Origin of the sequence: Flavobacterium sp. DG1-102-2, assembly GCF_033042555.1 — a bacterium.
Classification (GTDB): Bacteria; Bacteroidota; Bacteroidia; order Flavobacteriales; family Flavobacteriaceae; genus Flavobacterium.
On sequence record NZ_JAWLIK010000002.1, the window covers coordinates 26,625 to 40,435 of the forward strand.

Consider the following 13,811-nt stretch of genomic DNA (forward strand, 5'->3'; position numbering starts at 1 on the left):
AGTTTGACCTGTAATCCAGTAAAATTATATATTTCTTTACCAAGACCTAATTCCCTAACAATACAAAGCAACATTATGATAATTAGAAGTTTTAATCAAAAAAATTAACGCTATATTTTGTAATATCACAATAAAGTTTATCTTTGAAATATTATTAATTATTTTTTATTACAATGCGAACAGGCAAAATTAAATTCTACATTGAGTCCAAAGGTTATGGATTCATAACAGACGATGAAACAGGAAAAGACATCTTTGTACATGCTACAGGCGTAAAAGCAGAAAACCTGCGTGAAGGCGATAGTGTTAGCTATGTAGAAGAAGAAGGAAAAAAAGGTAAAGTTGCTGCCCAGGTAGCAGCACTATAAGCTATATATATAATAAAATATTGCCATTACCTCTTATCACACAAACCGCTCCCAAAGAGCGGTTTTTTTGGTTTAAAAACAAACCTAAACACATTATTTACTTCATTTTTTTAAGAATTTGGCAACCGATAAAAACTAATTATAAAAATTATGCAGAGTTGTTAAAATTGCAAAACAGCAATTTTATTTAGAACCAATAAAAATTAACCTTTCAATCCTTTTCTCTCAAAAAAACGTTGAGTTTGTTCAGCTGTGACGTGTATATTTGTGAATTGTTTATAAATTACACACATGATATGCATACAACTCAGGTAAATTATTTTCCAATTTTGATGCAAATGATCCTTGCCGTAGGATTTGTTGCGGGTACAATCTTCGTATCAGGCAAATTGGGGCCTAAAAGAAATTCTTTGAACAAAGACAAAAACTTTGAGTGCGGTATAGAATCGGTAGGAAATGCACGTATCCCGTTTTCGGTAAAATATTTCCTTGTAGCTATCCTGTTCGTATTGTTTGACGTTGAAGTTATATTCATGTACCCATGGGCGGTAAACTTCCGTGCAATGGGTGTTGAAGGTCTTATAAAAATGGGAATCTTTATGGTTCTTCTTGTCGTAGGCTTTTTCTACGTAATGAAGAAAAAAGGTTTAGAGTGGGAATAAATGAAGGAGGACAAGGTATGGTTTTTGCAACTATATACCTGATAATCAAAAACTAAATTACAATGAGCAATTCATCAGACATAAAAATAGTTGACGCTCCTGAAGGACATTCAGGCGAAGGCTTTTTTGCAACAAAACTTGATACTGTTGTAGGTATGGCCCGTGCCAACTCACTTTGGCCACTTCCCTTTGCAACATCATGCTGCGGTATAGAATTCATGGCTACCATGGCTTCTCATTATGACGTGGCACGTTTCGGATCTGAGCGTATGAGCTTTTCTCCACGCCAGGCAGACATGCTTTTGGTTATGGGAACCATCGCTAAAAAAATGGCACCTATCTTACGCCAGGTATACGAGCAGATGGCTGAGCCACGCTGGGTTATCGCTGTAGGTGCCTGTGCTTCTTCGGGAGGTATTTTTGACACGTATTCTGTACTTCAGGGTATTGACAAAGTAATACCGGTAGACGTTTATGTACCGGGATGCCCACCAAGGCCGGAACAGATACTTGACGGTATCATGAAGCTTCAGGACATCGTAAGATCAGAATCGGTACGCAGAAGAAGCTCAGAAGAATATAGAGAACTATTGGCTTCTTATAATATTTCATAAGTTACAAATGGCTTTAGAAACAACAGTTATACAGGATAAGCTTACCGAAAAATTCGGTGACAACGTGAATGGCTTTATCCAGATCAAAGATATTTTCACTTTTGAAGCAGCTCCGGACAGCTTGTCTGAAGTTATGGGTTTCCTTAAGAACGACCCCCTGCTTCGTTTTAACTTCCTTACAGATGTATGCGGCGTGCATTATCCTGATTCTGAAAAAGACAGGCAGTTTGCTGTAGTGTACCACATGCACAACTGGTACGACAACGTGAGGATTCGTTTTAAATGTTTCCTTAACGGAGACACCCCTGAGATCGCCACTGCTACTGAGCACTTTTTGAGCGCTAACTGGCAGGAACGCGAAACGTATGACTTTTTCGGGATCATATTTAAAGGCCACCCTCAGCTTAAAAGGATTCTTAACATGGACGAGATGACCTCTTTTCCTATGCGTAAGGAATTCCCGATGGAAGATGGCGGAAGAACCGATAAGGACGACCGTTTCTTTGGCCGTACGCAGGATAACTGTTAATTAATTGAAGAACAAGGAACAAATTTTTATATAAAATGTCAGACCTGTTATTACCACCGGAGCATCGCTATGCCAAGATGATCGAGCAGAAGCAGAATGAAGATGGCAGCGAGCTTTCTATCCTTAACCTTGGGCCTACACACCCGGCTACCCACGGTATCTTCCAGAACATCCTGTTAATGGATGGCGAAAGGATACTTGATGGCGAAGGCACAGTAGGCTACATTCACCGTGCATTTGAAAAAATTGCCGAAAACAGGCCGTTTTACCAGGTAACACCACTTACTGACAGGATGAATTATTGCTCTGCCCCTATCAACAACATGGGATGGTGGATGACATTAGAAAAGGTCCTGGATATAGAAGTACCCAAGAGAGTACAGTACATGAGAGTTATCATAATGGAGCTTGCACGTATTGCAGACCACATTATATGCAACTCGGTACTGGGTGTAGATACAGGTGCACTTACAGGTTTCCTTTACGTGTTCCAGTACAGGGAGAAAATATACGAGATATATGAAGAGATATGCGGAGCGCGCCTTACAACCAACATGGGACGTATAGGTGGTTTTGAAAGAGACTGGAGCCCTGCCGCATTCAAAAAAATAAATGACTTCCTTGAGGAGTTCCCGGCGATATGGACAGAGTTTGAGAACCTGCTTACACGCAACAGGATCTTTATGGACCGTACCATAGATGTAGGACCTATCTCTGCCGAAAGAGCCATGAGCTACGGCTTTACAGGCCCTAACCTTCGTGCTGCAGGTGTAGATTACGACGTTCGCGTTATGCAGCCATACAGCTCTTACGAAGATTTTGAATTCAATATTCCTGTTGGAAAATCAGGAGACACGTATGATAGGTTCTGCGTGCGTAACGCCGAGGTTTGGGAAAGCTTGAGCATTATCAAGCAGGCGCTTGCAAAAATGCCGGAAGGCCCTTTCCACGCTAACGTTCCTGATTACTATCTTCCGCCTAAGGAAGAAGTGTACCACAACATGGAAGCGCTTATATACCACTTTAAAATTGTGATGGGCGAAGTACCGGTACCAAAAACTGAAGTATACCATGCGGTAGAAGGCGGTAACGGAGAACTTGGCTTTTACCTTATAACAGACGGAAGCCGTACTGCCTACAGGCTGCACTTCCGCAGGCCATGTTTTATTTATTACCAGGCCTTCAACGAAATGGTAAACGGACAGATGCTGTCTGATGCCATTGCAACATTATCAAGCCTGAATGTTATTGCAGGCGAATTAGACGCTTAAAAAAGAGTATTATAAATGATGAATTTTAAATTATGAATTAGCCAAGGCATTTAAAATTTATAATTCAAAATTTAAAATAGAATAAAAGAAAATGGAGATTAGCCACGCTAAACAGGTTATAAATATTGATACTGCCCTTACAGAGCGCATCGACGAGCTGCTGAGCCACTACCCTGCCGACAAACGCAAATCGGCATTGCTTCCTATACTTCATGAAGTGCAGGATGCTCACGACAACTGGCTGAGCATTGAGCTTCAGGACAAGGTTGCAGAGATAATAGGCATCAAGCCGGTAGAGGTGTATGAGGTGGTATCGTTTTATACCATGTACAACCAGAAGCCTATAGGTAAATACATGTTTGAGTTTTGCAGGACATCATGCTGCGCCATTCGCGGGGCTGAGAACCTTATGGACTATACCTGTGACAAACTGGGCATAAAAGAAGGCGAAACGACTGCAGACGGTATGTTTACCGTTGTAGGTGTTGAATGCCTTGGTGCCTGCGGCTATGCCCCTATGCTCCAGCTGGGTGATTATTACAGGGAGAACCTGACAAAAGAGAAAGTAGATGCGCTTATTGACGAGTGCAAAAACGGACAGGTTAATTTACACTAATTAGAGACCATTATACCACGTAACAATGGCTAGAAAAATATTATTAGAGCACGCAAACGTACCGGGGATAAAAACCTATGAAGTATACCGCCAGAATGGTGGTTACCGCTCTGTGGAGAAAGCGCTGAAAAGCATGACCCCGGATGAAGTTGTGGAAGAAGTTAAGACTTCAGGACTTAGAGGCCGTGGAGGAGCAGGTTTCCCTACCGGTATGAAATGGAGTTTTATCGACAAAAAATCAGGCAAGCCAAGACATTTGGTTTGCAACGCCGATGAGTCGGAGCCGGGAACGTTTAAAGACCGTTACCTTATGGAGTACATCCCTCACCTTTTGATTGAGGGAATGATTACATCCAGCTTTGCCCTTGGAGCAAACTTATCATACATCTACATCCGTGGTGAATATATGTGGGTTTTCCGCATATTAGAGAAAGCCATTAAAGAAGCGTATGCTGCCGGATGGTTAGGTAAAAACATATTAGGTTCTGGTTTCGACCTTGATCTTCACGTGCACTGTGGTGCGGGCGCTTACATTTGTGGCGAGGAAACTGCGCTTATTGAATCACTTGAAGGTAAAAGGGGTAACCCAAGGATCAAGCCGCCATTCCCTGCTGTTAGCGGATTATGGGCTAACCCTACAGTGGTTAACAACGTTGAATCTATCGCTGTTGTGCCATGGATCGTGAACAACTCCGGAGAGGAATATGCTAAAATAGGTATAGGCCGCTCTACAGGAACAAAACTTATATCAGCTTCCGGGCACATTAAAAACCCCGGGGTTTATGAAATAGAATTAGGCCTTAGCGTTGATGAGTTCATGAACTCTGACGAGTACTTAGGCGGTATGATGGACAGCAGGCCATTAAAGGCATTGGTTCCCGGTGGATCTTCGGTGCCTATACTTCCTGCGCATCTTATCTACAAAAATGCTGAAGGCGGAGACCGTTTAATGAGCTATGAATCACTTTCTGAAGGTGGTTTTGCTACTGGGTCTATGCTGGGTTCGGGTGGTTTTATTGTATATAATGATACTGCCTGCATCGTTCGCAATACATGGAACTTTTCACGCTTTTACCACCACGAGAGCTGCGGACAGTGTTCGCCTTGCCGTGAAGGTACAGGATGGATGGAAAAAGTACTGCATCGTATTGAGAACGGCCATGGCCGTGAAGAGGATATCGAACTGCTTTGGGACATTCAGCGTAAGATTGAAGGGAATACTATCTGCCCTCTTGGCGATGCAGCGGCATGGCCGGTGGCAGCAGCCATACGCCACTTTAGGGACGAGTTTGAATACCACGTTCGTTTCCCTGAAAAGGTAAAAAACAGAGACCACTTTGTAGCAGAGCCTTTTGACCAGGTTAAGCATTTAGTGGCGAAACAAACAGTTTAGGCCCCTCCCGGCCTCCCCAAAAGGGGAGGAGAATGGAGACAAAAATTCACATAATAATTAATATCCCGATTCCCCCTTGGGGGTTAGGGGGCTGAATAAAAATGAAAGTATCAATAGACGGACAGGAGATAGACGTAGAACCGGGGACCACCATCCTGCAGGCTGCGCGAATGATCGGCGGGGAATCTGTACCGCCGGCGATGTGCTACTATTCTAAACTTAAAGGAAGTGGCGGTAAATGCCGTTGCTGCCTTGTAGAGGTTTCTAAAGGAAGTGAGGCCGACCCACGCCCTATGCCAAAACTTATGGCATCTTGCGTTACCGGTGTTATGGATGGTATGGAGGTTAAGAGTATTACCTCTGAAAGGGTTATCGATGCACGTAAATCGGTTACCGAATTCCTTCTTATAAATCACCCGCTTGACTGCCCTGTATGTGACCAGGCCGGAGAGTGCGACCTGCAAAACCTTAGCTTTAAGAACGGTTCTTCTAAAACGCGTTTTATTGAAGACAAACGTACTTTTGAACCTGAGAACATAGGCGATAAGATACAGCTTCACATGAACCGTTGTATTCTTTGTTACCGCTGTGTTATGACTGCCGACCAGCTTACTGACAACCGTGTACACGGTGTTATGAACAGGGGCGACCATTCGCAGATCTCTACCTGCATCTCTAAAGCGATTGATAACGAATTCTCAGGAAACATGATTGACGTGTGTCCTGTTGGAGCGCTTACCGATAAGACTTTTAGATTCAAGCAAAGGGTATGGTTTAACAAACCCTACAATGCTCACAGGGATTGCGACAAATGCTGCGGAAAAACAACACTTTGGATGTTTGGTGAAGAGATACAAAGAGTTACTGCACGTAAAGACGTTTACCATGAGGTAGAAGAATTTATCTGCAACGAATGCCGTTTTGACCACAAGGAAACAGCGGACTGGGTTATTGAAGGGCCAAGGAAATTTGAGAAAGATTCTGTTATCAACCAGAATAACTACACCCGTAAACTGGATACTGTTACTATTGAAACAGAAAAAAATATCCTTTTAGGCCGTGACCAGGACAGGAAAAAAATCAGTATGCCGGCTATCCCGCTTAAAAAAGACGAGGTACAGGTATTTAAAGAAGGTAATATATAGCTATGGATCAGGCAATAATTATAGAAAAAGGTATTTTTATCGTAGTGATCTTTGCTATCACTATGCTTTTTGCCATGTATGAAACACTGGCAGAACGTAAAATTGCCGCATGGCTTCAGGACCGTATAGGCCCTAACCGTGCCGGTAAAGGTGGTATACTTCAGCCTCTTGCCGATGGTTTGAAACTTTTCTCTAAAGAAGAGTTCTTTCCTAATACACCAAACAAATTCCTTTTCATAGTAGGCCCTGCCATATCTATGAGTACGGCACTTATGACGAGTGCCGTAATACCATGGGGAGACAAACTGCACATTTTTGGCCGTGATGTAATCCTTCAGGCTACAGATATTGATGTTGCCATGCTTTACGTATTTGGCGTATTGTCTGTAGGTGTATATGGCATCATGATTGGCGGATGGGCATCTAATAACAAATTCTCACTGATGAGTGCCATGCGTGCTTCATCGCAGATGATATCGTATGAGGTTGCCATGGGTCTTGCACTTATTGCGCTTATTATGATGACCGAATCGTTAAGCCTTCGCGAAATTGCAGAAGGGCAGCACGGATGGAGATGGAACATCCTTTACCAGCCGGTAGGTTTCCTTATCTTCCTGGTATGTTCGTTTGCAGAAACAAACCGCACCCCGTTTGACCTTGCCGAATGTGAGGCCGAGCTTATCGGTGGCTACCATACAGAATATTCGTCTATGAAAATGGGCTTCTACCTTTTTGCAGAATATGCGAGTATGTTCATATCTTCTACAATCCTTGCCGTACTGTATTTTGGTGCATACAACTATCCGGGCATGGACTGGATGGCAGAAAATGCAGGGGCTAATGTGGCCAACATAATAGGTATATTTGTATTGTTCGGTAAAATATGTGCTTTCATCTTCTTATATATGTGGGTGCGATGGACAGTACCAAGATTCCGTTATGACCAGCTGATGAAACTGGGCTGGAAAATGCTTATTCCTCTTGCCATAGCAAACATTATTATTACAGGTATTGTAATACTGCTAAGCGACGGAAAACTATAATTAGGTAAGAAAAGAAACGCCTTAGGGCTAAAAGAATATAAAATGTCAATAGAAACCATATCATTATCAGGAAGGAAAAAGGAGGTATCTAACAAAAAGATGACCTTTTTGGAAAGCCTTTACCTTGTGGCGATAGCTAAAGGATTACTTATAACGATCCGACATTTATTTACAAGGAAAGTAACGATCAAGTATCCTGAGGAAACAAGGGAACTCAGCCCTGTATACCGCGGACAGCACATGCTTATGCGTGATGACGAAGGCCGTGAGCGCTGCACTGCTTGCGGACTTTGTGCATTGTCATGCCCTGCTGAAGCGATCACCATGAAGGCTGACGAAAGGAAACCGGATGAAAAACACCTGTACAGGGAAGAGAAATATGCTTCTATATATGAAATAAACATGCTTCGCTGCATTTTTTGCGGACTATGTGAAGAGGCTTGCCCTAAACAGGCTATTTACCTTACCAAATCAAGAGTCATGGTAAAATCAAACACCAACAGGGAAGACTTTATCTTTGGTAAAGACAAACTTGTTATGCCGCTTGATATGGCAATTAACAATACTAAACCACAAATGGCGAACTAAGATGCTTACAACTTTATTCTATATTCTATCGGCCATTACATTAGCGACAGCGTTTTTAACTATTTTCAGTAAAAACCCTATTCATAGTGCTATCTATCTTGTACTTTGCTTCTTCTCTATAGCCGGGCATTACTTAATGTTTAATGCTCAGTTTCTTGCAATTGTACATATCATCGTATACTCTGGCGCCATCATGATCCTTATGCTCTTTACCATAATGCTCATGAACCTCAATAAGGAAGACGAAAAGAACAAATCAGTACTCTCCAGGATTGCTGCAGTGGTTTCTTTTTGCCTTGTAGCGCTTGTATTGCTTGCAACATTTATCAAAGCTCAACCACAGCTTACTTACAAAGTATCAGGACAGGATTATCAGTCTATCAAAGTACTTGGACAGGTATTGCTTAATGAGTACATGGTTCCGTTTGAATTTGCATCGGTACTGCTACTTGTATCTATGATAGGTGCAGTATTGTTATCTAAAAAAGAACACATCAACAACTAATATGGAAAATATATTACAGCACATAGGTATTGATAACTACATCTATCTTTCTACATTATTGTTTTGTGTAGGTGTATTTGGTGTTCTTTTTAGAAGAAATGCCATTATCATGTTCATGTCTATAGAAATCATGCTAAATGCAGTTAACCTGCTTTTAGTGGCTTTTTCTACATACCACCAGGACGCACAGGGCCAGGTATTCGTATTCTTCTCTATGGCGGTTGCCGCTGCAGAGGTTGCGGTAGGTCTTGCGATATTGGTTGCAGTATACAGAAACCTGAACAACATTGACATTGATAATTTAAAAAATTTAAAAGGATAGCGCCTAATGGATACAAATTTGGCTTTACTATTATTATTTGCCCCGTTTGCAGGCTTCCTGCTTAATATTTTCTTCGGGAAAAAATTAGGCAAAGGTACATCGGGAACATTAGGAACTCTTGCAGTAGCTACTTCATTTGTGGTAACGCTTACTTTTTTCCTTCAGGTAATCAGCACCGGGCAGCCGATAATGATCAACCTGTGCGAGTGGCTTACACTTGCAAACTTTAAAGTTAACTTCGGCTTTCAGCTGGATCAGCTTTCTTTGTTATGGCTTATGTTTGTTACGGGTATCGGTACACTGATACACATCTACTCTATCAGCTATATGCATGATGATGAGAACCTGCACAAATTCTTTGCTTACCTAAACCTGTTCGTTTTCTTTATGATAACACTTGTAATGGGTAGCAACCTGCTAATTATGTTTATTGGCTGGGAAGGTGTTGGTCTTTGCTCTTATCTGCTTATCGGGTTTTGGTACAAGAACCAGGATTACAACGATGCCGCTAAAAAAGCATTCATCATGAACCGAATAGGTGACTTAGGTTTCCTTATCGGGATCTTTATAATCGGTTATTTATTCCACTCTGTAGATTATACGACTATCAATGCAGCACTTTCATCGGGTGCGCAGGTAGACATGGGCTGGCTGAGCCTTGCTGCGCTATGCCTTTTTATAGGTGCGTGTGGTAAGAGTGCACAGATACCATTGTACACGTGGCTGCCGGATGCGATGGCAGGGCCTACTCCTGTATCGGCACTTATCCACGCAGCAACGATGGTAACAGCGGGTATATTTATGATTACCAGGATGAACTTCCTGTTTAATCTTACACCTGATGTTCAAAATATAATTGCGATAGTTGGCGCTGTAACTTCTCTTGTGGCAGCAGCTATAGGACTTGTTCAGAATGACATCAAAAAAGTACTGGCTTACTCAACGGTATCTCAATTAGGCCTTATGTTCCTTGCTTTAGGGCTTGGCGCTTATGAGATCGCTGTATTCCACGTTATAACACACGCTTTCTTTAAGGCTTGTTTATTCCTTGGTTCAGGTTCTGTTATACACGCGCTTCACGGAGAGCAGGATATGCGTAACATGGGCGGACTTAGAAAAGTAATGAAAATCACTTTCATCACTTTCCTTATCTCTACACTCGCTATTTCAGGATTACCGCCATTCTCAGGTTTCTTCTCTAAAGACGAGATCTTAATGACGGCTTTTCACCAAAATAAAGCATTATGGGTCATTGCTTCTTTAGCATCACTAATGACAGCATTCTATATGTTCCGCCTGCTATACCTTACCTTCTACAAAGGATTCAGGGGTACAGAGGAGCAAAAACACCATCTGCACGAATCTCCGGCACTTATCACTTTCCCTTTGATCGTTTTAGCCATACTTGCACTTATAGGAGGTGTCATTAACTTCCCGGGCAGTAACTGGCTTAACCATTACCTTGCGCCTGTACTGGCCCGTCCTGCACAGCACCACCACCACCTTGACGGAACGGCATATATGCTTATGGGTATCGCTGTAGTGGGTGCACTTATAGGTATTGGTATAGCCTACGCCAAATACATCAAACAGTCTGCCGTGCCTGCACAGGACAGTGAAATTACAGGATTTGCAAAAGTTTTATATAACAAATTTTATGTAGACGAAATTTACACCGCCATAATTGTGAACCCAATATATGCAATAGGAAGCTTCTTCAGGGATGTTACCGAGGCTGTATTCTCAGGCTTTATCTTTGGCCTGGGTAAGGTAGCTAACATACTTGGCGGCGAAGGAAGGACACTACAGAACGGAAGCATAGGGTTTTATCTGTTTGCTTTTGTACTGGGTATCTGCTCAATAATTGTTTATATATTTCTGGCAAAATAATTCATAACTGATGGACATATCATTTGTACTTATTATCTTATTATTCGGGGCACTGGCCACTTACTTTGTAGGTGACAAATGGGCTTCTAAAGCGGCACTTATCTTTAGTACCGCAGCATTTGCAGCTACTGTTTATATTACCTATTTATATAATGGAGGACTTGAGCCTGTAAGTTTTATCAAAGTGTGGATTGAAGATCCTCATATCCTCATCGCTTTAGAGGCAGATGGTCTTTCGCTTACAATGCTTTTACTTACAACAGCGCTTACACCTATAATTATTCTTACTACGTTTAAGAACAAGCTGGCTAACCAAAAAGCGTTTTACGCACTTATCCTTTTCATGGCTTTTGCAATGGCAGGAACTTTTGTAAGCGTAGATGGCTTCTTATACTATATCTTCTGGGAACTTTCTTTATTACCAATCTATTTCATTGCATTGCTGTGGGGTAACGGGGATGCAGAAAGCAGAAAGAAAGCGGTTATTAAATTCTTTATTTACACGTTTGCAGGATCGCTGTTTATGCTTGCTGCATTTATCATTTTGTACCAGAGAACCGGATCTTTCCTTACAATACATTTATACAAGGCATTCTTAACACCTAACGAGCAGTTCTTTGTATTCCTTGCCTTCTTCTTAGCTTATGCTATCAAGATTCCTATTATACCTTTCCACACGTGGCAGGCAAATGTGTACCAAAAAGCACCGACCGCCGGCACGATGTTATTATCGGGTATAATGCTTAAAATGGCTATATACAGTATCATCAGGTGGCAGCTGCCAATAGCGCCAAAGCCTGCAGCCGAACTTATGTATGTATTTGTAGCGCTTTGTATTGCCGGGGTTATTTACGGTTCTATACTTGCCCTTAAGCAAACAGATCTTAAAAAGCTTCTTGCCTATTCATCGCTTGCCCACGTAGGCCTTATTGCAGCAGGATGTTACACGCTTACGCTTGACGGCCTTCGCGGTGCAGTATTGCAAATGATCGCTCACGGTTTTGTAGTGGTAGGCTTGTTCTATGCAGCAGAAATAATAAACCGCCGTTTCAATACGGGAGAAATAAGCGAGATGGGCGGCATCAGGTCGCAGTCGCCTAAATTCACCTCTATGTTCATGATACTGGTACTGGCTTCTGTAGCATTACCGGCAACATTTAACTTTGTAGGCGAGTTTGAATTACTATACAGCATGGCACAAACTAACATTTGGTTTGCTGTAATAGCAGGTACCACGATTATATTAGGTGCTTTCTATATGCTAAGGATGTTCCAGCAGGTAATGCTTGGAGAGACAAATGCAAAACCGTTTACCGATGTAACCTTTGGCGAAGGATTTGTATTTGTTACCATCATCGCAGTATTGATCATCTTTGGTTTATACCCTAAGCCAATAGTTGATTTCATTACACCAGACCTACAGGAGATTTTAGTTTCGATAAACAGAAATAATTAAGCCCAATATAAGATGTATACATTAATAGCTATTGCAGGATTAGGGATTATATGCCTTATAGCTGAAATTTTTAACTTAAGAAAAGCCATTGTACCGGTAACCCTATTAGGTTTAGCAGGTACGCTGGTTCTTACTGCGGCTGATTTTGGAAAAGTAAATGCTTTTTATAACAACATGATAATTACAGACAGCTTTTCTGCTGCCTATTCAAGTTTGTTCATACTGTTAACGATGTTTCTTGTGGCACTTTCAGGAAGTTTTCACAAAGAGCACAAAGCAAAAATATCAGATTTTGTTGCCATTAAATTATTCCTTCTTACAGGTGCAATAGCAATGGTTTCTTTTGGCAACCTGGCGATGTTCTTTTTAGGTATTGAAATCCTTTCTATCTCTCTTTACGTGCTTGCTGCAAGCAAGCCTAAAGACTTAAAAAGTAACGAGGCAGGTATGAAATACTTCCTTATGGGATCGTTTGCTTCAGGATTTATACTATTTGGTATCGCTCTTATTTATGGCGCTACAGGATCTTTTGATACGCACACTATTTATGGCGCGCTGCTTGAAGGACAAAACGTACCGGGATGGTTCTTTATAGGCGTTGTTATGCTAACAATAGGCTTACTGTTTAAAGTTGCTGCCGTTCCGTTCCATTTTTGGGCACCTGATGTTTACCAGGGATCTCCTGCACTTACAACAGCTACCATGAGTACGCTTGCTAAAGTTGCCGCAATGGCTGCTTTCTTTAAACTGATGATAAGCATAAACCGTACAGTACCGGGAAGCTACATTACAATAATCAGTATCGTGTCTATATTATCTATGACTATAGGTAACCTTACCGCTCTAGTACAAACCAATGTAAAACGAATGCTTGCATTTTCGGGAGTATCTCACGCCGGATTCATGCTTATGGTATTCTTTGACCCTCGTATGACTGCAGGTACCTTATTATACTATACTGCGGCTTACAGCCTTGCTGGTATTGCTGCATTTGCTGTTGTACTTGCTGTATGTGCTGATAAAGGCGACGAAGAAGTTTACAAATTTAACGGCCTTGGAAAAAGAAATCCGTTATTAGCAGGCATACTTACCTGTTCATTGCTATCTATGGCGGGTATCCCTATCTTTTCAGGGTTCTTTGCCAAGTTCTTCCTTTTCCACCAGGTAATCAGCTCAGGCCATATTGCCATTGTTATCATTGCGATAATAAACTCAATCATTAGTGTGGGCTATTATTTCAAACTTATCCTTGCGATGTACACACAGGAGGATATCACCGAAAAACAACCTGTACCCGCTGCTTATACCATCGTAGCAGTTCTTTCAATCGTTCTTAATATTGCTCTGGGTCTTTTCCCTTCATACGTTGTAGGCATTATATAGATATAAAACAAAAACTACACTACATA

Annotated in this window: 15 protein-coding genes; all 15 read left to right on the forward strand. The window is 41.7% G+C overall.

The genetic code is table 11. The features are described from left to right. Window positions 1-173 precede the first annotated feature (173 nt). The 15 genes from R1T16_RS03490 to R1T16_RS03560 all read left to right on the forward strand — a co-directional run bounded on the left by R1T16_RS03490 (window position 174) and on the right by R1T16_RS03560 (window position 13,785). Window positions 174-368 (forward strand): cold shock domain-containing protein, encoded by a 195-nt coding sequence (locus tag R1T16_RS03490; RefSeq protein WP_317499685.1) that lies wholly within the window; start codon window positions 174-176, stop codon window positions 366-368. A gap of 296 nt (window positions 369-664) precedes the next feature. Beyond that, entirely contained in the window at window positions 665-1,030 is a 366-nt protein-coding gene (locus tag R1T16_RS03495; protein ID WP_317499686.1) for an NADH-quinone oxidoreductase subunit A, read from the forward strand. Window positions 1,031-1,092: 62 nt separating this feature from the next. Continuing rightward, entirely contained in the window at window positions 1,093-1,644 is a 552-nt protein-coding gene (locus R1T16_RS03500; protein WP_317499687.1) for an NADH-quinone oxidoreductase subunit B, read from the forward strand. 7 nt (window positions 1,645-1,651) lie between these two features. Further along, window positions 1,652-2,173, forward strand: a complete 522-nt coding sequence (locus R1T16_RS03505) for an NADH-quinone oxidoreductase subunit C (protein WP_317499688.1) — start codon at window positions 1,652-1,654, stop codon at window positions 2,171-2,173. 35 nt (window positions 2,174-2,208) lie between these two features. Further along, a complete protein-coding gene (locus tag R1T16_RS03510) occupies window positions 2,209-3,444 on the forward strand; it encodes an NADH-quinone oxidoreductase subunit D (RefSeq protein WP_317499689.1) in 1,236 nt (411 codons plus the stop codon). A 91-nt stretch (window positions 3,445-3,535) separates the two neighbouring features. After that, entirely contained in the window at window positions 3,536-4,060 is a 525-nt protein-coding gene (locus tag R1T16_RS03515; RefSeq protein ID WP_317499690.1) for an NAD(P)H-dependent oxidoreductase subunit E, read from the forward strand. 25 nt (window positions 4,061-4,085) lie between these two features. Beyond that, window positions 4,086-5,453, forward strand: a complete 1,368-nt coding sequence (gene nuoF / locus R1T16_RS03520; protein WP_317499691.1) for an NADH-quinone oxidoreductase subunit NuoF — start codon at window positions 4,086-4,088, stop codon at window positions 5,451-5,453. A gap of 101 nt (window positions 5,454-5,554) precedes the next feature. Beyond that, window positions 5,555-6,598: a 2Fe-2S iron-sulfur cluster-binding protein gene (locus R1T16_RS03525; RefSeq protein WP_317499692.1), complete on the forward strand. Its 1,044-nt coding sequence runs from the start codon at window positions 5,555-5,557 to the stop codon at window positions 6,596-6,598. Between the two features lie 2 nt (window positions 6,599-6,600). Further along, a complete protein-coding gene (gene nuoH / locus R1T16_RS03530; protein WP_317499693.1) occupies window positions 6,601-7,641 on the forward strand; it encodes an NADH-quinone oxidoreductase subunit NuoH in 1,041 nt (346 codons plus the stop codon). Window positions 7,642-7,683: 42 nt separating this feature from the next. After that, window positions 7,684-8,229 carry an NADH-quinone oxidoreductase subunit NuoI gene (nuoI, locus tag R1T16_RS03535; protein WP_317499694.1) on the forward strand — a complete coding sequence of 182 codons (546 nt, stop codon included), beginning with the start codon at window positions 7,684-7,686 and terminating at the stop codon, window positions 8,227-8,229. Window position 8,230: 1 nt separating this feature from the next. Beyond that, on the forward strand, window positions 8,231-8,734 hold the full coding sequence (locus tag R1T16_RS03540) for an NADH-quinone oxidoreductase subunit J (protein WP_317499695.1): 504 nt from the start codon (window positions 8,231-8,233) through the stop codon (window positions 8,732-8,734). A 1-nt stretch (window position 8,735) separates the two neighbouring features. Next, window positions 8,736-9,056 carry an NADH-quinone oxidoreductase subunit NuoK gene (nuoK, locus tag R1T16_RS03545; protein WP_317499696.1) on the forward strand — a complete coding sequence of 107 codons (321 nt, stop codon included), beginning with the start codon at window positions 8,736-8,738 and terminating at the stop codon, window positions 9,054-9,056. A 6-nt stretch (window positions 9,057-9,062) separates the two neighbouring features. Continuing rightward, the gene (gene nuoL, locus R1T16_RS03550) at window positions 9,063-10,946 is read left to right on the forward strand and encodes an NADH-quinone oxidoreductase subunit L (protein ID WP_317499697.1); all 1,884 of its coding nucleotides are present in this window, start codon (window positions 9,063-9,065) and stop codon (window positions 10,944-10,946) included. A 10-nt stretch (window positions 10,947-10,956) separates the two neighbouring features. Beyond that, window positions 10,957-12,402, forward strand: coding sequence for an NADH-quinone oxidoreductase subunit M (locus R1T16_RS03555; RefSeq protein ID WP_317499698.1), 1,446 nt, complete (start codon window positions 10,957-10,959; stop codon window positions 12,400-12,402). A gap of 12 nt (window positions 12,403-12,414) precedes the next feature. Beyond that, window positions 12,415-13,785: an NADH-quinone oxidoreductase subunit N gene (locus tag R1T16_RS03560; RefSeq protein ID WP_317499699.1), complete on the forward strand. Its 1,371-nt coding sequence runs from the start codon at window positions 12,415-12,417 to the stop codon at window positions 13,783-13,785. Window positions 13,786-13,811: the final 26 nt, after the last annotated feature.